28 protein-coding genes are annotated in these 25,554 nt (G+C 71.3%); 7 read left to right on the top strand and 21 right to left on the bottom strand.

From position 1 onward, the window contains the following. Positions 1–7 precede the first annotated feature (7 nt). A complete protein-coding gene (gene nucS / locus CLT75_RS18745) occupies positions 8–667 on the bottom strand; it encodes an endonuclease NucS (RefSeq protein WP_135241789.1) in 660 nt (219 codons plus the stop codon). 71 nt (positions 668–738) lie between these two features. On the opposite strand from nucS, the gene CLT75_RS18750 reads away from it, so the two are divergent. Together CLT75_RS18750 and CLT75_RS18755 are read left to right on the top strand one after the other, a co-directional pair. Further along, positions 739–1,356 (top strand): DUF4126 domain-containing protein, encoded by a 618-nt coding sequence (locus CLT75_RS18750; RefSeq protein ID WP_013288236.1) that lies wholly within the window; start codon positions 739–741, stop codon positions 1,354–1,356. A gap of 59 nt (positions 1,357–1,415) precedes the next feature. Continuing rightward, entirely contained in the window at positions 1,416–1,712 is a 297-nt protein-coding gene (locus tag CLT75_RS18755; RefSeq protein ID WP_013288237.1) for a DUF1540 domain-containing protein, read from the top strand. A 17-nt stretch (positions 1,713–1,729) separates the two neighbouring features. Here the strand turns inward: CLT75_RS18755 and CLT75_RS18760 are convergent, their stop codons facing one another. From CLT75_RS18760 to CLT75_RS18775, 4 genes are all read right to left on the bottom strand, one after another. Next, positions 1,730–3,733, bottom strand: coding sequence for a protein meaA (locus CLT75_RS18760; protein WP_135241790.1), 2,004 nt, complete (start codon positions 3,731–3,733; stop codon positions 1,730–1,732). Between the two features lie 106 nt (positions 3,734–3,839). Next, positions 3,840–5,993, bottom strand: a complete 2,154-nt coding sequence (locus CLT75_RS18765; protein WP_135241791.1) for an ABC transporter permease — start codon at positions 5,991–5,993, stop codon at positions 3,840–3,842. Beyond that, positions 5,990–6,670 (bottom strand): ABC transporter ATP-binding protein, encoded by a 681-nt coding sequence (locus CLT75_RS18770; protein WP_135241792.1) that lies wholly within the window; start codon positions 6,668–6,670, stop codon positions 5,990–5,992. The genes CLT75_RS18765 and CLT75_RS18770 overlap by 4 nt, the downstream gene beginning before the upstream one ends. Beyond that, complete coding sequence (locus CLT75_RS18775) at positions 6,667–7,191, bottom strand: PadR family transcriptional regulator (RefSeq protein ID WP_135241793.1); 525 nt, start codon at positions 7,189–7,191, stop codon at positions 6,667–6,669. Before CLT75_RS18775 ends, CLT75_RS18770 begins: the two co-directional genes overlap by 4 nt. Before the next feature lie 86 nt (positions 7,192–7,277). Between CLT75_RS18775 and CLT75_RS18780 the strand changes: the two genes are divergently transcribed. The 3 genes from CLT75_RS18780 to CLT75_RS18790 are packed head-to-tail and all read left to right on the top strand — an operon-like array spanning position 7,278 to position 9,795. Next, positions 7,278–8,126: an ABC transporter ATP-binding protein gene (locus tag CLT75_RS18780; RefSeq protein ID WP_135241794.1), complete on the top strand. Its 849-nt coding sequence runs from the start codon at positions 7,278–7,280 to the stop codon at positions 8,124–8,126. Continuing rightward, the gene (locus tag CLT75_RS18785; RefSeq protein ID WP_013288243.1) at positions 8,123–8,968 is read left to right on the top strand and encodes an ABC transporter permease; all 846 of its coding nucleotides are present in this window, start codon (positions 8,123–8,125) and stop codon (positions 8,966–8,968) included. Before CLT75_RS18780 ends, CLT75_RS18785 begins: the two co-directional genes overlap by 4 nt. Before the next feature lie 17 nt (positions 8,969–8,985). After that, positions 8,986–9,795: an alpha/beta hydrolase-fold protein gene (locus CLT75_RS18790; protein ID WP_135241795.1), complete on the top strand. Its 810-nt coding sequence runs from the start codon at positions 8,986–8,988 to the stop codon at positions 9,793–9,795. Between the two features lie 57 nt (positions 9,796–9,852). Here CLT75_RS18790 and CLT75_RS18795 read toward each other — a convergent pair whose 3' ends face one another. Both CLT75_RS18795 and murA read right to left on the bottom strand, forming a co-directional pair. Continuing rightward, positions 9,853–10,701 (bottom strand): 3-hydroxyacyl-CoA dehydrogenase family protein, encoded by an 849-nt coding sequence (locus tag CLT75_RS18795; RefSeq protein ID WP_135241796.1) that lies wholly within the window; start codon positions 10,699–10,701, stop codon positions 9,853–9,855. A 69-nt stretch (positions 10,702–10,770) separates the two neighbouring features. Continuing rightward, positions 10,771–12,192 carry a UDP-N-acetylglucosamine 1-carboxyvinyltransferase gene (gene murA / locus CLT75_RS18800; RefSeq protein WP_135241797.1) on the bottom strand — a complete coding sequence of 474 codons (1,422 nt, stop codon included), beginning with the start codon at positions 12,190–12,192 and terminating at the stop codon, positions 10,771–10,773. Here murA and CLT75_RS18805 point away from each other — a divergent pair. Next, positions 12,191–12,763: a cob(I)yrinic acid a,c-diamide adenosyltransferase gene (locus CLT75_RS18805; RefSeq protein ID WP_043328669.1), complete on the top strand. Its 573-nt coding sequence runs from the start codon at positions 12,191–12,193 to the stop codon at positions 12,761–12,763. The two genes, murA and CLT75_RS18805, sit on opposite strands and share 2 nt — an antisense overlap. Further along, complete coding sequence (locus tag CLT75_RS18810; protein ID WP_135241798.1) at positions 12,739–13,155, top strand: VOC family protein; 417 nt, start codon at positions 12,739–12,741, stop codon at positions 13,153–13,155. The genes CLT75_RS18805 and CLT75_RS18810 overlap by 25 nt, the downstream gene beginning before the upstream one ends. Positions 13,156–13,200: 45 nt before the next feature. On the opposite strand, the gene CLT75_RS18815 is transcribed toward CLT75_RS18810, so the two are convergent. The 14 genes from CLT75_RS18815 to CLT75_RS18880 form a co-directional block, all read right to left on the bottom strand. Further along, positions 13,201–13,776 (bottom strand): hypothetical protein, encoded by a 576-nt coding sequence (locus CLT75_RS18815; protein WP_135241799.1) that lies wholly within the window; start codon positions 13,774–13,776, stop codon positions 13,201–13,203. An 810-nt stretch (positions 13,777–14,586) separates the two neighbouring features. After that, positions 14,587–15,042, bottom strand: coding sequence for a DUF2550 domain-containing protein (locus tag CLT75_RS18820; protein ID WP_120573385.1), 456 nt, complete (start codon positions 15,040–15,042; stop codon positions 14,587–14,589). A 12-nt stretch (positions 15,043–15,054) separates the two neighbouring features. After that, the gene (locus CLT75_RS18825) at positions 15,055–15,333 is read right to left on the bottom strand and encodes a F0F1 ATP synthase subunit epsilon (RefSeq protein WP_047893558.1); all 279 of its coding nucleotides are present in this window, start codon (positions 15,331–15,333) and stop codon (positions 15,055–15,057) included. Positions 15,334–15,442: 109 nt separating this feature from the next. Then, a complete protein-coding gene (locus CLT75_RS18830; protein WP_135241800.1) occupies positions 15,443–16,588 on the bottom strand; it encodes an LCP family glycopolymer transferase in 1,146 nt (381 codons plus the stop codon). A gap of 215 nt (positions 16,589–16,803) precedes the next feature. Then, positions 16,804–18,249 (bottom strand): F0F1 ATP synthase subunit beta, encoded by a 1,446-nt coding sequence (gene atpD, locus CLT75_RS18835; protein WP_135241801.1) that lies wholly within the window; start codon positions 18,247–18,249, stop codon positions 16,804–16,806. Further along, positions 18,249–19,178, bottom strand: coding sequence for a F0F1 ATP synthase subunit gamma (locus tag CLT75_RS18840; protein WP_120573382.1), 930 nt, complete (start codon positions 19,176–19,178; stop codon positions 18,249–18,251). Before CLT75_RS18840 ends, atpD begins: the two co-directional genes overlap by 1 nt. A gap of 4 nt (positions 19,179–19,182) precedes the next feature. Further along, positions 19,183–20,835: a F0F1 ATP synthase subunit alpha gene (atpA, locus tag CLT75_RS18845; RefSeq protein ID WP_135241802.1), complete on the bottom strand. Its 1,653-nt coding sequence runs from the start codon at positions 20,833–20,835 to the stop codon at positions 19,183–19,185. A gap of 85 nt (positions 20,836–20,920) precedes the next feature. Further along, positions 20,921–21,742, bottom strand: coding sequence for a F0F1 ATP synthase subunit delta (locus tag CLT75_RS18850; protein ID WP_135241803.1), 822 nt, complete (start codon positions 21,740–21,742; stop codon positions 20,921–20,923). Next, entirely contained in the window at positions 21,742–22,281 is a 540-nt protein-coding gene (locus tag CLT75_RS18855; RefSeq protein ID WP_091422605.1) for a F0F1 ATP synthase subunit B, read from the bottom strand. The genes CLT75_RS18850 and CLT75_RS18855 overlap by 1 nt, the downstream gene beginning before the upstream one ends. A gap of 29 nt (positions 22,282–22,310) precedes the next feature. Continuing rightward, positions 22,311–22,538, bottom strand: coding sequence for an ATP synthase F0 subunit C (locus CLT75_RS18860; RefSeq protein ID WP_091422600.1), 228 nt, complete (start codon positions 22,536–22,538; stop codon positions 22,311–22,313). A 70-nt stretch (positions 22,539–22,608) separates the two neighbouring features. After that, positions 22,609–23,406, bottom strand: coding sequence for a F0F1 ATP synthase subunit A (atpB, locus tag CLT75_RS18865; RefSeq protein WP_121684030.1), 798 nt, complete (start codon positions 23,404–23,406; stop codon positions 22,609–22,611). Between the two features lie 11 nt (positions 23,407–23,417). Further along, the gene (locus CLT75_RS18870; RefSeq protein WP_091423295.1) at positions 23,418–23,654 is read right to left on the bottom strand and encodes an AtpZ/AtpI family protein; all 237 of its coding nucleotides are present in this window, start codon (positions 23,652–23,654) and stop codon (positions 23,418–23,420) included. Positions 23,655–23,828: 174 nt separating this feature from the next. Beyond that, positions 23,829–24,260, bottom strand: a complete 432-nt coding sequence (locus CLT75_RS18875; RefSeq protein ID WP_135241804.1) for a hypothetical protein — start codon at positions 24,258–24,260, stop codon at positions 23,829–23,831. Continuing rightward, on the bottom strand, positions 24,253–25,542 hold the full coding sequence (locus CLT75_RS18880) for a serine hydroxymethyltransferase (protein WP_209310348.1): 1,290 nt from the start codon (positions 25,540–25,542) through the stop codon (positions 24,253–24,255). Before CLT75_RS18880 ends, CLT75_RS18875 begins: the two co-directional genes overlap by 8 nt. Between the last annotated feature and the right edge of the window lie 12 nt (positions 25,543–25,554).

A 25,554-nucleotide genomic window follows, 5' to 3' on the forward strand; every position in this document is an offset into this window, starting at 1 on the left:
CGGCGCCTCAGAACAGCGTCAGCTCGTCGCGCTCGATGCCGCGCAGCTTGTCGTAGTCGACCACCACGCACCGGATCCCCCGGTCGGTGGCGAGCACCCGCGCCTGCGGCTTGATCTCCTGCGCGGCGAACACGCCGGCCACCGGCGTGAGCAGCGGGTCGCGGTTCATCAGCTCCAGGTAGCGGGTGAGCTGCTCCACGCCGTCGATCTCGCCGCGCCGCTTCACCTCGACCGCCACCGCGCCGCCGACCGCGTCCCGGCAGAGCAGGTCGACCGGCCCGATCGCGGTCATGTACTCGCGCCGGACCAGCGTGAAGCCCTCCCCCAGCGTCTCCGGGTTCGCGGCGAGCAGCTCCTGCAGGTGCGCCTCGACGCCGTCCTTGCGCAGGCCCGGGTCCACGCCCAGCTCGTACGAGGTGTCCTGGAAGATCTCCTCCAGGGTGATGCGCAGTTCCTCGCCGGCCTTGTTCACCACCCGCCAGACGCCGGGCGCCTCCTCCAGCCGGCAGGGCGGGCTCATCCAGTTCAACGGCTTGTAGGCCCGGTCGTCCGCGTGGATCGACACCGACCCGTCCGCCTTCACCATCAGCAACCGGGTCGCCGGGGGCAGATGGGCCGAGAGCCGTCCGACGTAGTCCACCGAGCACTTCGCAATCACCAACCGCACCCGCCGAGGGTAGCCGAGGCCCCGGCGGACGCCGACGAGCGCCACTGGCGTACCGGTGCCATATTGAGATCGTGCTCGAAGTCCTCACCGGTTCCGGCCTGGCCGCCTCGGCGGGCCTGAACGCCTACATCCCGCTGCTGCTGATGGGGCTGCTGTCCCGCTACACCGATCTGGTCGAACTGCCGAGCGGCTGGCAGTGGCTCGGCAACGGCTGGGTGGTGCTGATCCTCGCCGTCCTGCTCGCGGTCGAGGTGGTGGCCGACAAGGTGCCTGTGGTCGACCACGTCAACGACGTGGTGCAGACGGTGGTCCGGCCGACCGCGGGCGGGCTCGCGTTCGGCGCGGGCGCCGGCTCGGAGACGGTCACCGTGAGCGACCCGGACACGTTCTTCTCCACCCACCAGTGGGTGCCGGTCGTGGTCGGCGTGCTGATCGCGCTCGGCGTACACCTGCTCAAGGCCGCCGCCCGGCCGGTCATCAACGCGACCACGGCCGGGGTTGGCGCGCCGGTGGCCAGCACCGCCGAGGACGCGACGAGCGTGGTCATGTCGGTGGTGGCGCTGCTGCTGCCGGTGCTGGTGCTGGTGTTCCTGGTCGCCCTGGTGTTCTTCGTACCGTGGCTGTTCCGCCGCCGCCGGGAGCGGCGCCGCGAGCGCGCCGCGGCCCGCGCGGCCGGCTTCCGCGTCTGACCCGCACCGACTCCCGAAACCTCTAAAATCAGGGCAAGACACCCAAGGAGGTACGGGAGATGACCGCGTCGTTGGAGATGCCCCGGGTCCAGGAGTGCGCCGTCCGGTCCTGCGCCTACAACCACACGAACGACTGCCACGCGTTCGCCATCACGATCGGCAGCAGCGACCACGCGCACTGCCACACGTTCGTGGAGATGCCGGTGCGCGGCGGCCTCGACCAGCTGGTCGCGCAGGTGGGCGCGTGCTCGCGCGCCGACTGCCGGCACAACGCCGACCTGGAGTGTCACGCCCCGGCGATCACCGTCGGCCCCGACATGGACATGGCCGACTGCATGACCTACGAGAGCCGCTGACCCACCCGCGCGGGCGTTCAGCTCAGCGCGTTGGCCTCGCGGATCACTGTGACCAGCTCGTCGATGATGCCGGTGAGTGCGAAGTCCTTCGGCGTGAACACCCGGGCCACTCCGGCGGCCCGCAGCGCCTCGGCGTCGGCGGCCGGGATGATCCCGCCCACCACCACCGGCAGGTCGCCCCGCCCGGCCGCGCGCAGCCCGTCCAGCACCGCCGGCACGGCGGCCAGGTGCGAGCCGGACAGCACGGAGAGGCCGACCAGGTCGACGTCCTCCTCGACCGCCGCCGCGACGATCTGCCCGGCGGTCAGGCGGATGCCCTGGTAGACCACCTCGAACCCGGCGTCGCGGGCGCGTACCGCGATCTGCTCCGCGCCGTTGGAGTGCCCGTCCAGCCCCGGCTTGCCGACCAGCAGCCGCAGCCGCCCGCTGCCCAGCTCCCGGGCGGTCGCGACGACCCGCTCGCGGACCCCGGCGAGGGTCGCGTCACCGGCTGTGCCGACCGCCCCGGCCAGGCCGGTCGGCGCGCGGTACTCGCCGTACACCTGGCGCAGCGCGCCCGCCCACTCGCCGGTGGTGACACCGGCCCGCACGCAGTCCAGCGTCGCCGCCATCAGGTTCGCCGTGGTGGCGGCGTCGGCGCGCAGCCGGTCCAGCGCCGCCTCGACCGCCGCCGCGTCCCGGTCGGCCCGCCACCGGCGTACGCCGTCGGTGGCCGCCGCTTCCACGGCGGGGTCCACCTGCTCGATGTTCTCGGCGCCGGCCGCGGTCAGCGGGGACGCCTCGGTCTCGGTGAACCGGTTGACGCCGACCACCACGTCCGAGCCGGACTCCATCCGGCGGCGCCGGTCGGCGAGCGAGGCCACCAACGCGCTCTTGAGGTAGCCGGACTCCACGGCGGTCACCACGCCGCCCATCTCCAGCACCTTCTCCAACTCGACCCGGGCGCCGGTCACGATCTCGTCGACGAGCGCGGTCATGACGTGCGAGCCGGCGAACAGGTCCGGGTACTCCAGCAGGTCCGACTCGAACGCCAGCACCTGCTGCATGCGCAGCGACCACTGCTGGTCCCACGGGCGGGGCAGGCCCAGCGCCTCGTTCCAGGCGGGCAGCTGCACGGCGCGGGCGCGGGCGTCGCGGGACAGCGTGACGCCGAGCATCTCCAGCACGATGCGCTGGATGTTGTTCTCCGGCTGCGCCTCGGTCAGGCCCAGCGAGTTGACCTGGACGCCGTAGCGGAAGCGGCGCTGCTTCGGGTTCTCCACGCCGTAGCGGTCGCGGGTGATCTCGTCCCAGAGCGCGCCGAACGCGCGCATCTTGGCGATCTCCTCGACGAAGCGCACCCCGGCGTTGACGAAGAAGGAGATCCGCTGGACCACGTCGCCCATCCGCTCGGGCGGCACCTGGCCGGAGTCGCGCACGGTGTCGAGCACGGCGACGGCGGTGGCCAGCGCGAAGCCGACCTCCTGCACCGGCGTGGCGCCGGCCTCCTGGAGGTGGTACGAGCAGATGTTCACCGGGTTCCACCGCGGCATCTCACGCAGCGTGTACGCGATCACGTCGGCTGTCAGCCGCAGCGACGCGGCCGGCGGGAAGATGTACGTCCCCCGGGACAGGTACTCCTTGATGATGTCGTTCTGCGTGGTGCCGGCGCAGCGGCTCAGCTCGGCGCCCTGCTCGGCGGCGACGGTGCCGTAGAGGCCGAGCAGCCACATCGCCGGGGCGTTGATGGTCATCGAGGTGTTCATCTCGGCCAGCGGGATGCCCTCGAACAGCGCCCGCATGTCGCCCAGGTGCGCCACCGGCACGCCGACCCGGCCCACCTCACCGGAGGCCAGCTCGTGGTCCGGGTCGTACCCGGTCTGGGTGGGCAGGTCGAAGGCGACCGACAGGCCGGTCTGCCCCTTCGCCAGGTTGCGGCGGAAGAGCGCGTTTGTGGCCGCGGCGGAGGAGTGCCCGGCGTACGTGCGCATCACCCACGGGCGGTCCCGCTCGGGCAGCCGTCCCGGCATCGCGTCGTCCATGGCCGGAGTTTAAGTTACCGTTCAGTAAAAGAGAGTGTGGAAAACCACACAACCCGATGACCGCAGGTGGTGGACCGGCCGACACACAGGTCGGCCGGTCCACCGCTCATTCGCTGCGGGCGGTCTCCGGGCCGGTGATCCGCTCCAGCAGCGGCAGGGTGGCGGCCACGACGGCGAGGCAGCCCAGGACGCCGAGAGCCGTCACCGCGGCGAACCCGATCCCCGGCAGGCGCAGGTCGTACTGCATCTGCGCGCGCAGGAACAGCTGCGCGGCGACCAGTCCCATCCCGACCGCGACCACGGCGACGGTCAGCAGCGGCACCACGCTCTCCAGGGCCACCACCCGGCGCAGCAGCCGCACCGGGGCGCCGCTGAGCCGGAGCAGGCTGAACGGCCGCTTCCGTTCACTGAGGCCGGCCGCCACCGCCACGGCCAGGCTGCATCCGGCGAGCACCAGACCGGCCACCACGACGATGTCGGCCAGCCGCTGCCAGCCCCGCATGGTGTCGGCGAAGTCGGCCTCGAAGTCGCCGGGCACGTTCGGCGCCACGAAGAACGCGGGGAACGCCGCTTCGAGGACCGTCCGGGCCCGCTCCACCGCGACCGGGTCCGCCGCCTCGACCGCCACCGAGCCCGCCGGGAGCCCCGCGAGGGCCGCCGGGTCCACCGGGGACGACGGCCAGACCCGCTCGGCCGAGGCGGACTCCCGCCAGGGGATCAGGTCCGGCGGCACCTCGGCGACGCCTGCCCCCGGAGCGCACCGCCCGTAGGCGGGCGGGATGTCCGCGCAGGCGATGACGCCGGAGTCGCGGCCGTTCTCGCGTACCGGGTTCTCCCGGACGAGCACCGGGTTGCGGACGCCGGGAATCGCCGCCAGGTCGGCCAGCAGCGTGCCGGGCACCGGCGGGTCGTCCGCCAGCACCATCGACAGCCGGCCGGCCTCCAGGGAGCCCCGGGGCGCGGGACCGCGCTCGTACGTGATCGTCCCCATCACGCCGACCGCCACCGTCGTGACGAACAGCGCGAGCATCACCCCGCCCACCGCGCGGAACCCGGCGGCCGGGTTGTCGGCGAGCCGGCGCGCGGCGATCAGCGCGGCGGGCCGGCTCGCGCGAGCGGCCATCGCCCGGGCGCCGACCATGGTGAGCCACGGCCCGCCCGCGATCAGCCCGACCATGACCAGCAGCAGCGCGGGCAGGAACAGCGCGGTCTGACCGTCCGAGGTGGGCGGCCGGTACACCAGGGCGAAGCCCAGCCCGGCCAGGCCGAGCGCGAGCGGGATCAGCCGGTACACCCGGGGCGGTCGCGGCGTGACCCGGCGGGTGACGCCGAGCGGGGAGATCCGGACCCGGCGCAGGGCGAGCCAGGCCGCGGCCGCCGCGCCCGCCGGCACGCCCAGCGCCACCACGAGGGCCTCCGGCACCCCGACGGCCATGTCCTCCGGGAAGAACGGCATGCCGGTGAACGGGATGCCGGCGAGCTGCCCGCGGAACGCGAAGAACGAGGCGAAGCCGACCGCCGCGCCGGCCGCCGCCGCGAGCGCGGCCTCGACGGCCGCGACCGCCGAGATCTGCCGGGGCGTGGCACCGACCAGCCGCATGGCCGCGAACCGCTGCTCCCGGCGAGCGGCGCCGAGCCGGGTCGCGGTGCCGATGAAGACGAGTACGGGGAACAGCAGCCCGCCCGCCACCACGCCGAGGATGAGGTCGACAGCCGCCCCCGGCAGCGGAGCGCTGTTGCCGTCGAGCCGGGTGACCTTCCGGACCTGCTCCAGCCCGCCCACCTGCTCCGGGGTGCCGCCGACCAGGACGAGCAGGGTGTCCGGCGAGGTGAGCGCCGCCGGCCCGACGGCGCCGAGGTCCCGGCCCGGATAGCGGTCGGCGAGCTGGTCGGCGGGGGCGCTCGCCAGCAGCTTCCGCATCGCCGGGGAGGCGTAGAACTCGCCGGGCCCCGGTACCCGGGGAACACCCACCGGCGTGGGCGCGTCCGGGCCGGTCGCGGCGACGTCGACACGGGTGATCTGGTCGCCGCGGAAGTAGTCGGTCCGGGTGGACCACAGCAGTGGGTCGGCGGACTCGTCGGCCGTCTCCTGCGGGTACATCGACGCGTACCGGGTGAGCTGGGCGTCGGCGGCGTGCACACCGGCGAGCGTGGTGAGCAGCAGCCCGGTGCCCACCGCGACGGCGGCGGCGATGGCGACCAGCCGGACCAGCGCCTCCCGCCCACCGGCGACGGCGAGCCGGAGCGCGAGCCCGATCACGAGACGACCCCGGCGGGGGCGTTGACCCGGCCGTCCCGCACCATGACCTCCCGGTCGGCGTACGCGGCGATGCGCGCCTCGTGCGTCACCAGGACGACTGTGGTGCCGCGCTCGCGGGCGGCGTCGACGAGCAGCGTCATCACCTCCTCGCCAGTGAGCGAGTCGAGCGCGCCGGTGGGCTCGTCGGCGAACAGCACCCGGGGCTCGGCCACCAGGCCGCGAGCGAGCGCGACCCGCTGGGCCTGCCCGCCGGACAGTTCGCCGGAGCGGCGGTGCTCCAGGCCGGCCAGGCCGAGCCGTTCGAACCAGCCCCGCGCGGCGCGCAGCGCCGGAGCGCGGCGGACGCCGCGCAGCAGCAGCGGCAACGCCACGTTCTCGGCCGCGGTGAGTTCCGGTACGAGCTGCCCGAACTGGAAGACGAAGCCGAAGCTGTCGCGGCGCAGCGTGCTGCGGTCGGCCTCGCCGAGGGTGTCGATCCGGGTGCCGTCGAACCGAACCTCGCCGGAGTCGGGGCGCAGGATGCCGGCCAGGCAGTGCAGCAACGTCGACTTGCCGGACCCGCTCGGTCCCATCACGGCGACGACCTCACCGGCCGCCACGGCGAGGCTCGCGCCGCGCAGGGCCGGTGTCTCGCCGAACGCGTACGTGACGTCGCGGGCCTCGATCATCGGGCTCATGGCCGAACCGCCTTTCTCAGGGCGTCCAGCCGGGCGCCTGTCGTCTCGATCCACCGCAGGTCCGCCTCCAGGTGGTAGAGGCCGTGGTCGGCGAGCATCACGTCGACGAGTTCGCCGCCGCGTTTGATCTCGGTGAGTTCGCGCATCCGGCGCAGGTGGGCGGCGCGCTGGGTGTCCAGGTACTCCCCGGCCGGGCGGTCGAGCATCAGCGCGAGCACGACCTTGGTGAACAACAGGGTCTGCAGGTGCGGTTCCGGCTCGACCGGCTCGGTCAGCCAGTGCTCCACCTCGGTGGCGCCCAGGTCGGTGATGACGTAGCGCTTGCGGTCCGGCCCGGCGCCGGGAGCGACGTCGCCGACCACCACCTTGCCGTCGCGGGCCAGCCGGCTCAGAGTCGAGTAGACCTGCCCGTACGGCAGCGGCTTGCCGCGCCCGAAGAAGGTGTCGTAGTCGCGCTTGAGGTCGTAGCCGTGGCTCGGTTCGCGTTCGAGCAGCCCGAGCAGGGTCAGGGGAACCGTCATGGCCAGAGACTACACCGAGTGTATACCTCGCGTATATAGCCGACCCGCCAGCGGAACGGGCTGCCGCACGACGCACACTTGGAGTCATGGAGAACGAGCTCGCGATTTCCGTGCGAGGGCTGCGCAAGGCGTACGGCGACAACGTCGCGGTCGCGTCGGTGGACCTGGACGTCCGCCGGGGCGAGGTGTTCGCCCTGCTCGGCCCCAACGGCGCCGGCAAGACCACCACGGTCGAGATCCTGGAGGGCTACCGGCAGCGCGACGCCGGCGAGGTACGCGTCCTCGGCGCCGACCCCGCCCACCCCGACGCCGGCTGGCGCTCCCGGGTCGGCATCGTGCTCCAGGGCACCGGCGAGTTCGACGAGCTCAGCGTCATCGAGGTGGTCCGCCACTTCTCCGGCTTCTACCCCGACGCCGACGACCCGGACAAGGTGGTCGAGCGGGTCGGGCTGGGCGCCAAGGCCAGGGCCCGTACGCACACGCTCTCCGGCGGCCAGAAGCGCCGCCTCGACGTGGCGCTGGGCATCATCGGCCGCCCCGAGCTGCTCTTCCTCGACGAGCCGACCACCGGCTTCGACCCGGAGGCCCGGCGCGAGTTCTGGGAGCTGATCCGGGACCTGTCCGCCGCCGGCACCACGATCGTGCTCACCACCCACTACCTGGACGAGGCCGAGGCGCTCGCCGACCGGGTCGGCGTGATCGCCGCCGGACGGGTGATCGAGGTCGCCCCGCCGAACGCGCTGGGCAACCGGCAGGAGTCGCTGGCGACCGTCTCCTGGCGTACCCCCGACGGGACGCCGGCCTCGGCGGAGACCGCGACGCCGACGGCGCTGGTGGCCGACCTGGCCGCGCGCTTCGGCGGCGAGGTACCCGGCCTGACGGTGACCCGGCCGACCCTGGAAGACGTCTACCTGCGGATGATCGGACACTCATGACCACCACGACGAAGCCGGCGGCCCCGGTCGCCGCCACCTCCGCCCGGCGGTCCGGGGCGGGCGCGCTGGCGCTGCGTCAGGGGCGGCTGGAGATCACCCAGTTCCTGCGCAGCCGGGAGTCCGTCGTGTTCACGATGGGCTTCCCGATCATCATGATCCTGATCTTCGCGGCGATCTTCAGCGACGAGATCGCCCCCGGGGTCAGCTACACCCAGTACTTCATCACCGGCATGATCGCGACCGGCCTGATGACCGTGAGCTTCCAGAACCTCGGCATCTGGATTCCGATCGAGCGGGACCGGGGCGTGCTCAAGCGCTACCGCGGTACGCCGATGCCGAAGTGGGTCTGGTTCGCCGGCAAGGTGATCATGGTGGTGGTCATCGGCATCGCCGAGACCGCGCTGCTGCTCGCCGTCTCGGTGGCGATGTTCGACCTGCAACTGCCGCAGACCACCGGCAAGTGGCTGACGTTCGCCTGGGTCGCCGTCCTCGGCGTCACCGCCTGCACGCTGTGCGGCATCGCCATCTCGTCGCTGGCCCGTACCGCCCGCAGCGGCTCCGCAGTGGTCACCCCGGTCGCACTGGTGCTCCAGTTCATCTCCGGCGTGTTCTTCGTCTTCACCAGCCTGCCCACCTGGATGCAGCAGGTCGCGGCGATCTTCCCGCTCAAGTGGATGTGCCAAGGGCTGCGGTCGGTCTTCCTGCCGGACAGCTTCGGCGCCCGGGAGCCGGGCGGCTCGTTCGAGCTGGGCACCGTCGCGCTGGTGCTGGGCGCGTGGTGCGTCATCGGCCTGGTGCTGTGCCTGACCACGTTCCGCTGGACCACCAAGCGCGACGGCTGAGTGGCACACTCGCGGGCATGGCACCCACGCTGACCCGGCGTACCCTGCTCGGCGCCGCCGCCGGCGTGGCCGGCGCCGCGGTGGTCGGCGGCCTGGCCGCCCGGCAGCTCTCCGGCCCCCGCCCGGGACCGGCGCCGTCCCTGCCGGACGCCCCGGCCGGCGACGAACGGCTGATCCGCATCGCGTCCGGCGCGCGCGGCCGCGAGGTGGACTTCTGGACGGCCGTGCCCGACGGGTACGGCGACGGCCGCGGCCTGCCCGTCTGCCTGGTGCTGCACGGCGCGTCGGCCACCCCGCGCGACTACGGCCGGTTCGGGCTGGCCCGCTTCCTCACCGACGCGGTACGCCGGGGCGCCCCGCCGTTCGCGCTCGCGGGGGCCACCGGCGGGCGGCTGTCCTGGCGCGCCTCCGGTGACGACGACCCGCAGCGGATGGTGCGCGAGGAGGTGCCCACCTGGTGCGCCCGGCGCGGGTTCGACAGCAGCAGGCTGGCCGTGTGGGGCTGGTCGATGGGCGGCTTCGGCGCGTTGCTGCTCGCCGAGACGTACCCGAAGTGGCTGCGGATGGCCGCTGCCTTCTCCCCCGCGGTGAGCCCCGGTGACGCGGTCTTCACCGGCGTGGAGAGGCTGCGCGGCACCCCGGTCGGCCTGTGGTGCGGGCGGCAGGACAACTTCCTCAAGGACGTGCGCGCGCTGGCCCGGGCGCTGCCCGAGGAGCCGGTACGCGCCGCCTGGGCCGACGGGCGGCACAACTTCGGCTACTGGGGCACCGTCATCCCGGACGCGTTCGCGCTGATCGGCGCCGCGCTCAGCCCGCCCCGGACGTGAACCGGCCCCGGACGTGAACCGCCCCCGGCCGAGCGGGCCGGGGGCGGGACCTGCCGGTCAGTACGAGTAGAAGCCCTGGCCGGTCTTGCGGCCCAGGTCGCCGGCGGTGGCCATGCGCTGGAGCAGCTCCGGCGGGAAGAACTTCTCGTCGGCGGTGTCGGTGTAGATGTTGCGGGTGGCGTTGAGCAGCACGTCCACGCCGGTCAGGTCGACCGTGGCGAGCGGGCCCATGGCGTGGCCGAAGCCCAGCTTGCAGGCGGTGTCCAGGTCCTCGGCGGAGATCACGCCGGACTCGACGAGCTTGACCGCCTCCATCGCCAGCGCGCAGATCAGCCGGGTGGTGACGAAACCGGCGATGTCCCGGTTGACCACCACCACGGTCTTGCCGATCCCCTCGGCGAACGACTTGACGGTGTCCATGGTCGCGTCGCTGGTCTTGTAGCCGCGTACCAGCTCGCAGAGCTTCATCATCGGCACCGGCGAGAAGAAGTGCGTGCCGACGACCGACTCCGGGCGCTCGGTGGCGGTGGCGATCTGGGTCACCGGGATGGCCGACGTGTTGGTGGCGAGCACCGCGTCCGCCTTGCAGATCTTGTCGAGCGCACGGAACACCTCGTGCTTGATCTCGATCTTCTCGAAGACCGCCTCGACCACGATGTCCGCGTCGGCGGCGGCCTCCAGGTCGGTGGTCGGGGTGATCCGGCCCAGCGTCGCCTCGACGTCGGACGCCTCGATCTTGCCCTTCTCGGCGAACTTCGTCAGCGACTTCCGGATGCCGTCCACACCGCGCTTCGTGGCCGCGTCGTCGATGTCGCGCAGCGTCACCTGCCAGCCCGCCTGCGCCGCCACCTGGGCGATGCCCGAGCCCATCAGCCCGGCACCGACGACCGCGAGTCGACCCGCCATCTGCTTCTCCCTCGCCGTGTTCTGCAACGTCTGCCAGAACCCTACTTAACGAGGGATAAGCGTCGGCCGTCAGATGGCCAGGTCCGGCTCCTCCGGGGCGGTGCCGCGCTCCACCTCGACGCCGAGCGCCCGCAGGTCCGCCACGAAGTCCGGGTAGCCCCTGTCGACGTGGTGCACGTGCGAGACCTCGGTGAGCCCGTCCGCGCAGAGCCCGGCGATGATCAGGCCGGCACCGGCCCGGATGTCGGTGGCCCGTACCGGGGCGCCGGACAGCCGCTCCCGGCCGCACACCAGCGCGTGGTGACCGTCGGTACGGATCTCCGCGCCCAGCCGCATCATCTCGTTGGCGAACATGAACCGGCCGTCGAAGATGTTCTCGGTGATCAGCGAACCGCCCTCGCTGACCGCCGCCAGCCCGATCGCCATCGGCAGCAGGTCGGTGGCGAAGCCCGGGTACGGCAGCGTGACCACGTCGACCGCCCGGGGGCGGTCGTCCATCCGTACCCGGAAGGCGTCGCCCCGGGTCTCCACCAGGCCGCCGGCCGCGACCAGCTTGTCCAGCGCGACCTCCAGGTACGCCGGCTCCAGACCGGTCACCGTCACGTCGCCGCGGGTCATCGCGGCGGCGAACGCCCAGGTGCCGGCCACGATCCGGTCCCCCACCGTGGCGTGCCGGACCGGCCGCAGCTCGGGTACGCCGACGATGTGCAGCGTCGACGTGCCGGCCCCCTCGATCCGGGCGCCCATCCGGTTCAGCATCGTGCAGATGTCGACGATCTCCGGCTCCCGGGCCGCGTTGTCGATCGTCGTGGCGCCCCGGGCCAGCACCGCCGCCATGACCAGGTTCTCGGTCGCGCCCACGCTCGGGAAGTCCAGCACGATGTCGGCGCCGTGCAGCCCGCCCGGGGCCTCGGCGATGACGAAGCCGTGCTCACCGGAGATCTCCGCGCCCATCCGGGCCAGCCCGGCGATGTGCATGTCCAGGCCGCGCGACCCGATGGCGTCGCCGCCCGGGTGCGCCACCCGGACGTACCCCCGGCGGGCCAGCAGCGGGCCCAGCACGCAGATCGACGCGCGCAGCCGCCGGACCAGGTCGTAGTCGGCCTCCGCGCCCGGCTGCTCCGGCACGTCGATGAGCACCGAGCGGGACCGCGCCACACCGCCGTGGGCCACCATCGGGTCGACGGGGTCGTCCGGACCGAAACGTACGCCGCAGCCGAGCCGCCGCAGCACCTCGCCCATGATCGCGATGTCGGTGATCCGGGGTACGTTGGTGATCATGCTGCGGCCGGGCGCGAGCAGCGCGGCGGCCATCAGTTTCAGCGCGGAGTTCTTCGCACCGACCACGTGCACGGTGCCGGCGAGGCGGGCGTCACCGCGCACCCGGATGACGTCGACGTCGTTGACCGCCGGATCTCCCGCGTCCCCCGGCCCCACCGGGCTCGGCCGGGCCGGGATGGTCAGGTCCGGTATCCGTAGGCTGTGCGTCATGGCCGTCCACCTCACGCGCATCTACACCAAGGCCGGCGACGCCGGCATGACCAGGCTGAGCAACAACGAGCAGGTGCCGAAGACCGATCCGCGTATCGCCGCGTACGCGGACGTGGACGAGTGCAACGCCTCGATCGGCGTCGCGCTCGCCCTGGGGCAGCTCTCGGACGAGCTGCGGGCCGTGCTGGAGTCCGTGCAGAACGACATGTTCGACGTCGGCGCGGACCTGGCGACGCCTGTCGAACCGGATCCGAAGTACCCGCCGCTGCGGGTGACCGAGGAGTACGTCGAGCGCCTCGAGGGCTGGTGCGACGAGTACAACGCGCGCCTGAGCAAGCTCGACTCCTTCATCCTCCCCGGCGGCACCGCTGGTGCGGCACTGCTGCACGTGGCACGGACGACCGCCCGGCGCGCCGAGCGTGCGGCATGGGCGCTGGTCGCACACGACCCCGATCGGACCAGTCCTCTCCCGGCAAAGTATCTCAACCGGCTCTCCGATTTGCTCTTTATCCTGTCAAGAACGGCAAATCCGAACGGCGACGTGCTATGGGTGCCGGGCGGGAAGCGCTGACCCTCGGCGGCCTCCATCACGTGGAGGTCTGGGTACCCGACCTGGCGGCTGCCAGTCGTTCCTGGGGCTGGCTTCTCGGCGAGCTGGGCTGGACGCCGTACCAGGACTGGCCCGCCGGCCGCTCCTGGCGGCTCGGCGCGACCTACGTCGTGCTGGAGGAGTCACCCGCGCTCACCGGCCGCACCCACGACAGGCGCGCGCCCGGCCTGAACCACCTGGCCTTCCACGCCGGCCCGCCGGCCGCCGTCGAGCGCCTGGTCACTGCCGCCGGAGAGTACGGCTGGACGCTGCTGTTCCCGGACCGGCACCCGCACGCGGGGGGCCCGGACAGCTACGCCGCCTACCTCACCGACGGGCAGGGGTACGAAGTCGAGCTGGTCGCGGAGACGTGAAAAGGCCGGCACCCCGTTGGTTCGGGGTGCCGGCCTTCGTGTCTCTTACTTGTTCCAGTGCTCGGCCACCAGGTCGGCGGCCTGCTGCTCCCACTGGGCGTAGTGGTCCGGGTAAGCACTGACCTGGACGGTCTGGGCGGCCTTGGTCAGCGGCATGTCCTGCCAGCCGTCGACCTGCTTCAGACCCTTCAGGAACGCCGTGGTGGAGTACTCGGGGTCGGTGATCTGCTCCACCGTGCCCCAACCACTGGAGGGGCGCTGCTGGAACAGGCCCTGCGAGTCGTGGTCGTTGCGGTCACCGAGGTGGCCGAGGTTCTCCAGCTTCGACTCCTGCAACGCCGTGGCGATCGACACGACCGCGGCGCGCTCGTCCATGCCGGCCTTCTTCGTCGCCGCGATGATCGCCTTCACGTTCTTGGTCTGCTCGTCGTCAAGGTCGATGCGGGACTGCTCACCCTGGACGCCGTGCGGGATCAGCTTGTCACCCTGCACCGTGGCGGTGACCGGCTTGGTGTGGGTGGTGGTGTCGGCGGCGTGGGCGGCGACCGGACCGGCGAACACGCCACCGGTGAAAGCCAGACCAGCGATACCGAGAACGCTCTTCCGCAGAATCGTGTTCATCACAAGTGCTCCATTCGGGGGTCGACGCACCCGGGGGACGGGATGCGTGGGCACCGTCAGGCGCTCAAAGACTTCAGGGGATCCGGCTGCTCGCGGGGCACGGGGGTGCCTCTGCGCGGCGCCGGAAGCATGTCCAACGACCTGCCACCCGGCATCATTCCCGGGCCGCCTCACGCCGTCGGAACCATCGTCAACGACCAGCCAGCCGGGATGATTCCCGGGCTCGCGGATGCCACCTCGCTCGCAGGAGGGCGCCGCCGGTGCTCGGTCGTCCACCCGGTTACAACGCCACCCACCCGCCAGCGATTCCACCGCCAGAGTGCCGCCCACCACCCCCGAACCGGACACGCCCGCCCAGGTCAGCCACGGATCGCACCCGCACCCCGCCCTCGGCTCGGGCGATCATGAAGTTGGCGGCGACAAACCGGACACCAAACACCGCCAAAGTTCATGATCGACGCGACCTCGGCCGGGCTGACCCGGGCAGGCTGACCCAGGGCGAGGGCTGACCCAGGGCGGGGCTGGCCCGAGCGGGGCCGACTCGGTGCGGGGAGCGCGACGCCGCCGGGCGCTCGCCCGACCGCCCGCGCGATCTTGCAGTTCGAGCCCTCCGGGCGTCCCGTTTACGAGGTTTGCCGGGGCCCCAAGTGCAAGATCGCGGATGACTCGGGGAGGGGTGCGGCGATCTTGGAGTTGCGGTGCCTCGCGAACGGTGCGAAACGGGCATTACTGGCGCCACAACTCCAAGATCGACGTCAGCGGCGGCGCCCCGGCACGGCCCTCGCGACCGGGGAGGGGTGGGGGCAGCGGTTAGGCGGCGGGCCAGTCCTGGGAGGCCAGACGCGGCGAGACCGCCCCGGGCGGGGCGGCCTCGAGCCAGGACAGGAATCCGGTGACAGTGGATCGCGCCATGGCGATCTCGATCGGCGCGTGGTGGCTGGTACAGCGCAGGATCACCCACTCGGCGGGCATCGACATGCGCTCCTGCCCCTCGGGCAGCCGGCGGCGCTCGACCGCCAGCCCCTTGCGGGAGAGCACCCGCTTGGGGCGCAGCGCGAAGCTGAACATGCGGTACCAGCGGAGTTCGTCGCCCACGAAGCGACCGAACCCGGGTGACCAGCCACGACCGTCGAGGATCGTGTTGACCCGGACGCTCAGCCGGATGATGCCACCGCTACGCGTGAACAGGGCCCGCCGGATGAAGAGGATCAGAAGCGCGACGACGACGATCGCGACGCCGATTCCGATCCCTTCGACGATCTCCATCGGCGGGTCGGCTCAGCGGGCCGGGGTGGCGGGGGTTGCGCTCTCGGCGAGGACCGTGACGCCCTCACCGGTCACCGACAGGAAGCCGCCGGCCACGTCGTACGCGACCTGCTGGCCACCGGCCTGCTTGATGCGTACCTGGCTGGGTTCGGCGAGCTGGCCGAGCAGAGGTGCGTGCCCCGGCAGCACACCGAGCTCACCCTCGGTCGTCCGGGCGACGACCATCTCGGCCTCGCCGGTCCAGACCTTCTCCTCGACGGCTACGAGCTCGACGTGAAGCTGCTGTGCCACGCTGTCTCCTTGCTGCGGCGGCGGATTGCCGAAAGTCTAGTCGCGCCCCCGCAGCCCACCCAACGCGGGTGGTGAGAGCCGGACCACCACGGCCCCGCACCCGCTCAGGTTACTTGGTCTTCTGGACGAAGTCGGGGTGCTCCAGCAGGAAAGCGTCGAGCTGTTCGGTACGCAGGGCGGCGAAGAAGTCCTCCGCCGGGTCGAGCAGTTGCTCACCCCGGTAGTTGCTGCCGGTGCCGATCCCCCCGCCCGGCAGCTTGATCGTCTCGATCGCGTCCGGGCGGATGTCCTTCAGGGCCAGGCCGAAGTCGACGACGCTGTTGCCCCGGCCGTTGAACACCAGGGACTTACCGGCGGCGCGCAGCACCCGGTCCAGCTTGACCGGGTTGGTCACCACGTCGGCACTGAACGCCTGGCTCGCCATCGCCTTGACGAACTGCTGCTGGTGCCGCTGCCGGCCGTAGTCGCCGTCCGGCACGCCGTTCTTCGGGTACCGCTGCCGGACGTAGTCCAGCGCCTGCCAGCCCTCCAGGTGGGCGTTGCCCTTCTTGTACACGGCCTGCGGGCCGAGGTAGCCACCGCCGCCGGGCCGGAGCTGGCGCGGGGTGCCGTCCGGCTGGAGGTGCTCGGAGCGCACCTCCCGCTCGATGTACATGTCGACGCCGCCCATGGCGTCGACGATCTTCTTGAAGCCGCTGAAGTTGATGATCGCCCCGGCGTCGAAGCGCTTGATGCCGGTGACCTCCTGCACGGTCTTGGCGAGCAGCTCGAAGCCCTGCGCGGTGCTGGGGTTCTGCCCGGGCACGTTGCTGCCGTGCGACATGGCCGCGTTGAGCCGGTCGTTGGCGCCCGCGTAGTCGGCCTTGGGGAACTCCGGGATGTCCACCCGCAGGTCACGCGGCAGCGAGAAGAGGTAGCCGCGGTCCATGGTGGCGGGCACGTGCAGGACCATGATCGAGTCGGCGAGCGGACGGGCGGTCGCGGTCCGGGGGTCCACGCCGACGAGCAGGATGTTGAGCGGGCCCTTGATGTCGCTCTTCTTCTCGTTGGCGCCGGCGGCCTGGTCACCGAAGAGGTCGGCCTTGCCCACCGATCCCTCGTAGCGGGCGACCAGGGCGCGGGAGCCGATCAGCACGGAGCCGCTGAGCACCACCATGACGATGCCCAGGATCGTGCAGACGCGGGCCCACCGGGGCACGCCGCGCCACATGGACCGCTTTCCGCGATCCGCGCCGCCCTTACCGCCCACGAGCATCTCCAATCGTCGCGCCCACGGGTAGGAAGACGGGCGCGGGGGTCCGTTTGGTTGCAGAGATCAACGGCCGGGATGTGAAGTCGTGTCAGGAACGGTACCGCGCGATCCGGCGAACTGCTTGCCGGAGAACCGGGCATCTGGTAGTGCGGTGGCCCGAAAAGGCGAAGGCCGCCCCGGCTTTCGCCGGGACGGCCCTCGTGGGTGTGAGCGGGCTCTCAGCCCTCCTCGCCCATCAGCTCCTTGGCCTTGGCCCGAAGGTCGTCCAGGCCGCCGCACATGAAGAACGCCTGCTCCGGGAAGTGGTCGAACTCCCCCTCGCTGATCCGGCGGAAGGCGTCGATGGTCTCGGCGATCGGGACCGTCGAGCCGGGCACGCCGGTGAACTGCTCTGCCGCGTACGTGTTCTGCGAGAGGAACCGCTCGATCCGGCGGGCACGGCCGACGGTGAGCTTGTCCTCCTCGGAGAGCTCCTCGATACCGAGGATGGCGATGATGTCCTGCAGGTCCTTGTAGCGCTGCAGGATCCGCTTCACCTCGGTGGCGACGGCGAAGTGCTCCTCGCCGACGAACTCCGGGGCGAGGATCCGGGACGAGGACGCCAGCGGGTCCACGGCCGGGTAGATGCCCTTGTCGGAGATCGACCGCTCCAGGTTGGTGGTCGCGTCGAGGTGGGCGAACGTGGTGGCCGGCGCCGGGTCGGTGTAGTCGTCGGCGGGCACGTAGATCGCCTGCATCGAGGTGATGGCCTGGCCCCGGACGGAGGTGATCCGCTCCTGGAGCTGGCCCATCTCGTCGGCCAGGGTCGGCTGGTAACCCACGGCGCTCGGCATACGGCCGAGCAGCGTGGAGACCTCGGAACCGGCCTGGGTGAAGCGGAAGATGTTGTCGATGAAGAGCAGCACCTCCTGCTTCTTCACGTCACGGAAGTACTCCGCCATGGTCAGCGCGGACAGCGCGACCCGCAGGCGGGTGCCCGGCGGCTCGTCCATCTGGCCGTAGACCAGCGCGGTCTTGTCGATGACGCCCGACTCGGTCATCTCGGCGATGAGGTCGTTGCCCTCGCGGGTGCGCTCACCCACGCCGGCGAAGACCGAGGTACCACCGAAGTTCCGGGCCACACGGGTGATCATCTCCTGGATGAGCACCGTCTTGCCCACGCCGGCACCGCCGAACAGGCCGATCTTGCCGCCCTTGACGTACGGGGCGAGCAAATCGATGACCTTGATGCCGGTCTCCAGCATCTCGGTCTTCGGCTCCAGGTCGGCGAAGGCCGGGGCCTTGCGGTGGATGCCCCACCGGTCGTCGGCCTGGATGGTCTCGCCCTCGGTGAGGTTGAGGCACTCGCCGATCGCGTTGAACACGTGGCCCTTGACCGCGTCGCCCACCGGCACGCTGATCGGCGCGCCGGTGTCGCGCACCTCGGTGCCGCGCACCAGGCCGTCGGTCGGCTGCATCGAGATGGCGCGGACCAGGTTGTCACCCAGGTGCTGGGCGACCTCCAGGGTCAGCGTCTTCTCGCCGCCGGAGAGCGTCACGTTGACGTGCAGGGCGTTGAACAGCTCCGGCATGGCGTCGCGCGGGAACTCGGCGTCGACGACCGGGCCGATGACCCGGACCACGCGACCCGTGGCCGTCTTGGTCTCAACTGCGGTTACAGTCATCACACTTCACTTCCCGACGCGGCCAGCGCGTTCGCGCCGCCGACGATCTCACTGATCTCCTGGGTGATGCCGGCCTGACGGGCCGAGTTCATCTCACGCGTGTACTTCTCGATCATCTCTTCGGCGTTGTCGGTGGCGCTCTTCATCGCCCGCCGACGGGCGGCCGACTCACTGGCCGCCGACTCCAGCAACGCCGCGAAGATCCGCGTGTTGATGTACTTCGGCAGCAGGGCGTCGAGCAGCGACTCCGGCTCCGGCTCGAACTCGTACGCCGGCAGCAGGCCCTCGGACCGGGGCCGGTCCTCGACCTGCATCGGACCGACGATCCGGGTCACCGGGTTCTGCGTCATCAGGGACTTGAACTCGGTGTAGACGATGTGCAGCTCGTCCACGCCGAGGATCCCGTCGGCGCCGGCGTCGTTGTCCGTGTCGTCCGCGCCCGCGGTGAACGCCTTGATCAGCGTCTCACCGACCTCGCGGGCGTCCTCGAACGTCGGCTGCTCGGAGAAGCCCGTCCAGCTGGCGGCGATCTGCCGGTTGCGGAACCGGTAGAACGCCACGCCCTTGCGGCCGATGACGTAGAGCACGGGCTCCTTGCCGTCGGCGCGCAGGCGGGCGATCAGCGACTCGGCGGTCCGGATCGCGTTCGAGCTGTAACCACCGGCCAGGCCCCGGTCGGCGGTGACCAGCAGGACGCCCGCCCGCCGCACCCGCTCGCGCGGGGTGAGCAGCGGGTGGTCGATCCGCGCGTTCGAGGCCAGCGCCGTCAGCACGCCGGTGATCGCCTCGGCGTACGGCAGCGAGGCCGCCACCTTGGCCTGGGCCTTGGCGATGCGGCTCGTCGCGACGAGCTCCATCGCCTTGGTGATCTTCTTCATCCCCTTGGCGGAACGGATCCGCTGCCGGAGAACGCGTACCTGGGCGGCCATCGGATCAGCTCTCGGCCGGGCGGTCGGTGCTGCCGTCGCGGAAGCGGGTCACCGTCTCGCGGGTCTCCTCGCCCTCCAGCGGCTTGGCCGGCGCGTCGTTGACCCGGACCTCGTCCTCCTTGCCCAGGAAGACCTGCTTGAACTCGGCGATCGCGGAGTCGAGCGAGGAGATGATGTCGTCGTCCCACTTGTTGTCCGCGATCCCGGCCAGGACACCCTCGTGCTTGTGCCGGAGGTACTGGAGGAACTCGGACTCGAAGCGGCGGACCTCGCCGACCGGGACGTCGTCGAGCTTGCCCTCGGTGCCGGCCCAGACGGAGACGACCTGCTCCTGCACCGGGTACGGCGAGTAGTTCGGCTGCTTGAGCAGCTCGACCAGGCGGGAACCGCGGTCCAGCTGGGCCCGGGAGGCCCGGTCCAGGTCGGAGGCGAAGGCGGCGAACGCCTCCAGCTCGCGGAACTGGGCCAGGTTCAGCCGCAGCGAGCCGGCGACCTTCTTCATCGGCTTCACCTGCGCGGCGCCACCGACCCGGGAGACCGAGGTGCCGACGTTGATGGCCGGCCGGACGCCCTGGTTGAACAGGTCGGTCTCGAGGAAGATCTGGCCGTCGGTGATGGAGATGACGTTGGTCGGGATGAACGCCGAGATGTCGTTCGCCTTGGTCTCGATGATCGGCAGACCGGTCATCGAGCCGCCACCCAGCTCGTCGGAGAGCTTGGCGCAGCGCTCCAGCAGACGCGAGTGCAGGTAGAAGACGTCACCCGGGTAGGCCTCACGGCCCGGCGGGCGGCGCAGCAGCAGCGACACGGCGCGGTACGCCTCGGCCTGCTTGCTCAGGTCGTCGAAGACGATCAGGACGTGCTTGCCGCCGTACATCCAGTGCTGTCCGATGGACGAGCCGGTGTAGGGGGCGAGGTACTTGAAGCCGGCCGGGTCGGAGGCCGGCGAGGCGACGATGGTGGTGTACTCCATCGCGCCCGCCTCCTCCAGCGTCCCCTTGATGGAGGCGATGGTGGAGGCCTTCTGGCCGATCGCGACGTAGATGCAGCGGACCTGCTTCTTCGGGTCGCCGGAGCGCCAGTTCTCGCGCTGGTTGAGGATGGTGTCCAGGGCGACAGTGGTCTTGCCGGTCTTGCGGTCACCGATGATCAGCTGGCGCTGGCCGCGGCCGATCGGGGTCATCGCGTCGATGGCCTTGATGCCGGTCTGGAGCGGCTCGTCGACCGACTTGCGGGACATCACGTTCGGGGCCTGGAGCTCCAGCTCGCGGAAGCCCTCGTTGGCGATGTCGCCGAGGCCGTCGATCGGCTCGCCCAGCGCGTTCACCACGCGGCCGAGGAACGCGTCCCCGATCGGCACGGAGAGCACCCGGCCGGTGCGCTTGACGCGCTGACCCTCTTCGATCCCGCCGAAGTCACCGAGGACGACGACACCGATCTCCCGGACGTCGAGGTTCAGCGCCACGCCGAGCGTGCCGTCCTCGAACTCCAGGAGCTCGTTGGTCATGGTCGAGGGGAGACCCTCGACGTGGGCGATGCCGTCACCGGCGTCGGCGACGGTGCCGACCTCCTCGCGGGAGACGTCGGCCGTGTAGGAGGAGACGTAGCGCTCCAGGGCGCCGCGGATCTCCTCCGTCGAGATGGTCAGCTCGGCCATCCTCTGCTTCCTTAAGTATCAGGGGCCCGGGATACCTAGTACCGACCGGTCCGATGGCGTCGAATCAGGGCTGCTAAGACGCTGGTCAGCGCTTCGCGAGCGCGTTGCGGGTCTCGTTGAGGCGGCGCAGGACGGTCCCGTCGTACAGGTCGGATCCGACCCGTACGCGCACTCCGCCGAGCACGTCGGGGTCGACCGTCTGCTTGACGGACACCTCCCGACCGTACATCTGGGAGAGGCGGGCGCCGAGGCGTCGCTCCTCCTCGTCGTTCAGCGGAGCCGCCACTGTCACGTACGCGACCTGACGGTCCCGCCGGTCGGCGGCCAGCTCGACCAGCCGGGTGAGCGCACCGGTGAAGGAGCGTCCCCCGAAGCCGGCGAGCGCGGCCTCGACGAGGCGGACGGTGACCGGCCGGGCCTTGCCGGCGAGCAGCTGCCGGGCCAGTTCGGCCCGCCGCTCGACAGTGGCCATCGGGTCGGAGAGCGTGTTGGACAGCTCGCCGGAGCCCGAGACGACCTGCCCGAAGCGGAACAGCTCGTCCTCGACCTCGCCCAGCTCGCCGGTCGAGTCGGCGCTCGCCAGGAGCGCCTCCACGCCGAGCCGCTCGACGCCGTCGAGCAGCTCCGACGGGGCCGACCAGCGACCGGAGACCAGCGTGGTCAGCAGGTCGAGCGCGTCCGCGCCGACCTTGCCGCCCAGGATCCCGGTGAGCAGACCGACGCGGTCCTCACCCGAACGCGCCGGGTCGGACAGCGCCCGGCGCAGCCGCGGCTCGTGCCGCAGCAGGGCGGCGACGGAGAGGATGTCGTCGGCGGTGGAGGCCACCGCCGACGGCTCCGCGCCGCGGGCGTACGCGTCGAGGCGCTCGGCCCCGGCGGAGTACGACTCCCGGCTGGCGGCCTGCATCAGCGGGCCCCCGTGCTCTCGAGACCGCTCAGGAACCGGTCGACGGTGCCCTTGCGGCGCGCCTCGTCGGCCAGCGACTCACCGACGATCTTGCTCGCCAGGTCCACCGCGATGGTGCCGACCTCGGTGCGCAGCTCGCGCACGATGGTGGCCCGCTCCGCGGCGAGCTGCTCCTTGCCGGCGGCGATGATCCGGTCGGACTCCTCGCGCGCCTTGGCGAGGATGTCCTGGCGGATGCCCTCGGCGTCGGCCCGGGCGTCGTCGCGGATCTTGGCGGCGTCGGTACGCGCCTCCGCGAGCTGGGCCCGGTACTGCTCGAGCAGCTGGTTCGCCTCGGCCTGCGCGGCCTCGGCGCGCTTGATGCCGCCCTCGATCGCGTCCACCCGGGCCTGGAACGTCTGCTCCATGCGCGGGAAGACGAACTTCATCAGCACGAAGCAGAGGACACCGAAGGCGACCAGCCCGACCACGATCTCCTGCCAGACAGGAATGATCGGGTTGTGGGTCGTCTCACCACCCTCAGCGGCGAGGAAGTACATGGGAAAACCTCCCGGTCAAAGGGGCTGGTTCAGCCGGCCCAGATGAAGCCGAAGGCGATGCCCAGCAGCGCCAGCGCCTCGATGACGGCGAAGCCGATCCAGACGTACGGAAGGGTCATCCGGGACGACTCCGGCTGGCGGGCGGTCGACTGGATGTAGGCCGAGAAGACCAGGCCCACGCCGATGCCCGGGCCGATGGCCGCGAGACCGTAGCCGATGGCGGCGGTGCTGCCCTCTACCGCGGCGTAGATGTCCATTGGTTGGTTCCTCCTGGTTATCACGCGTGACGGTCACGCGGGACGACAACGGTTGGTGCGAAAGATCGGATCAGTGCTCGTCGGCGAGGGCGCCCTGCACGTAGCTGGCGGTCAGCACCGTGAAGACGTACGCCTGCAGACAGATCACCAGGAACTCGAGGAAGGTCAGCGCGATCGTCATCACCCAGGACAGCACCGAGACCGGTGCCAGCCAGACGTTGGCGCTGAGCATGGCGAACCCGCCGAGCGTGAAGACCAGCAGGAGCATGTGGCCGGCGAACATGTTCGCGAAGAGACGGACGGCCAGCGAGAACGGCCGGACCAGGAACGTCGAGAAGAACTCGATCGGGATCAGCAGCGGCAGGATGTACCAGGGCGCCGGCGGAACCAGAGAGGCCTTGACGTACTTCACGAAGCCGTGGTGCCGGATGCCGACCCAGATGAACATCACGTAGCTGATCACGGCGAGGATGGCCGGGAACGCGATGTGCGAGTTCGGCGAGATCTGGAAGAACGGCACGATGGCGAAGAAGTTCGTCAGCAGGATGAAGCAGAAGAGCGTGGTGAAGTACGGCGCGAACCGCACTCCCGCGTGCCCGATCATGTCCACCGCGATGTTGTTGCGCACGAAGCCGTAGATCGACTCGGCGAACCACTGCTTCTTGGTGGGGACGAGCTGCGGCTTCCGGTACGTGGCCAGGAAGAAGATGATCAAGATGCCGACGGCGATCCACACCATCGCCGTGATCTTGGTGAACCAGTACGAGTTCTCCGCACCCCAGGGCAGGATGCTGGGCAGGTAGAAGTCCCCCACACTGGGTGGGAATTCCGCCTGGCCCTGAGCCAGGACGTTCGCCTGTCCGAACACCGCGTCCCTTCCTAAGTAGGCGTGCCCAGTCGGCGGACGACCAGGATGATCCCCCCGGCCATGCCGAGCACGACCCCGATACCGGTGGCGACGCCGCCGGTGTCGAGCCAACGGTCGACCAGCCAGCCGATGAAACCCCAGACGAGCATGCCCCCGATGAGGTATGAGAGCGCGGTCCAACCCTGACCGGCACCGGACGGAACGTCGCCCGGGCCGCCAGTGTCGGGGGGTTTCTGGTCACCGGCCATGACGGGGCGAACGATATCAGTCGAGCAGAAGAGGCTGTGCCTCACCCCCCGCACAACCTGGTTGTGTGGGACACGGGCGGGCGAAGTCGTCTGGAGGCACGGTACTCCTCCCCCGCCACTGAGAGAATGACCGATCGCGGACAGAACCGCGCGTCGCCCGAAGGGTGGGACGCCTCAGCGCGGCATCCGTCGGGCATGGACGGTCGTGAGCCACCAGACGTGCACACCGGTCCACACCACGACACCCGCGGCGATGCCGAGCGCGAACGGGATCAGTCCCGGCCAGCCGGTCGAGGCGACCAGCACCATCACCCCGCCGAGCGCGGTGATCTTGGCGACGTAGAGGCCCAGCCCGAACGGCAGCACGAGCTGCGGATCCTTGGAGTCCGCCCAGGCCAGGACCACAGTGGTGAGCGTGTAGCTGGCCGCCGTGACAGCCACCCCGGCCGCCGCGCCGAGCGCGCCGTCCGCGCCGCGCCACACCCCGCCGGCCACCGCCGCGGCAGCGGCAAGCACCGCCACCGCCGCCAGCAGCACCGGCAGATGGCGCAGTCGCCAGCCGCGGTCCGCGGCCGCCTCCGCCGCGTGCGTCCCGGGCTCAGCCACGGGGGTACGCCGGGAACTCGGTGACCAGCTCGGTCACGTCGGCGGCGATCCGGGTCAGCTCGTCGCCGCCACCGGGGGACTCCGGATCGGTCCGCACCGCCCGCCCGATCAGCGTGGCGATCCGGCGCATCTCCCCCTCGCGCATGCCCTGTGTGGTGACGCTCGGCGAGCCCACCCGGATACCGGAGGCGACCGAGGGCGGCTGCGGGTCGTACGGGATCGCGTTCTTGTTCAGCGTAATGCCGGCGGCGTCGCAGCGGGCCTCGGCCTGGGCGCCGGTCACGCCGGTCTCGCGCAGGTCGAGCAGGGCCAGGTGGGTGTCGGTGCCGCCGGAGACCGGCGGCAGCCCCTCCGCGGCCAGCCCGTCGGCGAGCGCGCGGGCGTTGGTGACCACCTGGGCGGCGTACGTGCGGAACTCGGGCTGCGCGGCCTCGCGCAGCGCGACCGCCTTGGCGGCGACGGCGTGCATCAGCGGGCCGCCCTGGGTGAACGGGAAGACCGCCTTGTCGATCCGGGCCGCGAGCGGCTCGCGGGAGAGGATCATGCCGCCGCGCGGGCCGCGCAGCACCTTGTGGGTGGTCGCGGTGACCACGTCGGCGTACGGCACCGGGGACGGGATCGCGCCGCCGGCCACCAGGCCGATGAAGTGGGCGGCGTCCACCATCAGGTACGCGTCGACCTCGTCGGCGATCTCCCGGAAGCGGGCGAAGTCGATCAGCCGGGGGTACGCGGTCGCGCCACAGATGATCATCTTCGGCCGGTGCGCGCGGGCCAGGTCGCGCACCTCGTCGTAGTCGATCGTCCCGGTGTCGGGCCGGACGGTGTAGCCGACCGGGTGGAACCACTTGCCGGAGAAGTTCACCCGGCTGCCGTGGGTCAGGTGCCCGCCGTGCGGCAGGTCCATCGCCAGCACCGTGTCACCCGGCTGCACCAAGGCGGCGTACGCGGCCAGGTTGGCGCTCGCCCCGGAGTGCGGCTGCACGTTCGCGTGCTCGGCGCCGAACAGCTCCTTCGCCCGGGACACCGCCAGTTCCTCGGCCCGGTCCACCTCGGCGCAGCCGCCGTAGTAGCGCCGCCCCGGGTAGCCCTCGGCGTACTTGTTGGTGAGCGTGGAGCCCAGCGCGGCCAGCACCGCGGGCGAGGTCAGGTTCTCGCTGGCGATCAGCTGCAGGCCGCCGCGCAGCCGGTCCAGCTCGCCCAGCACCACCTCGGCGATCTCCGGGTCGACGGTGCTGAGCTGCTGGAAGTCCGGTCCCCAGAAGGTGTCCCTCGCGTTCTCCACAGCGAAGGAGTC

The sequence above is a fragment of the Micromonospora sp. CNZ285 genome, from assembly GCF_004637285.1.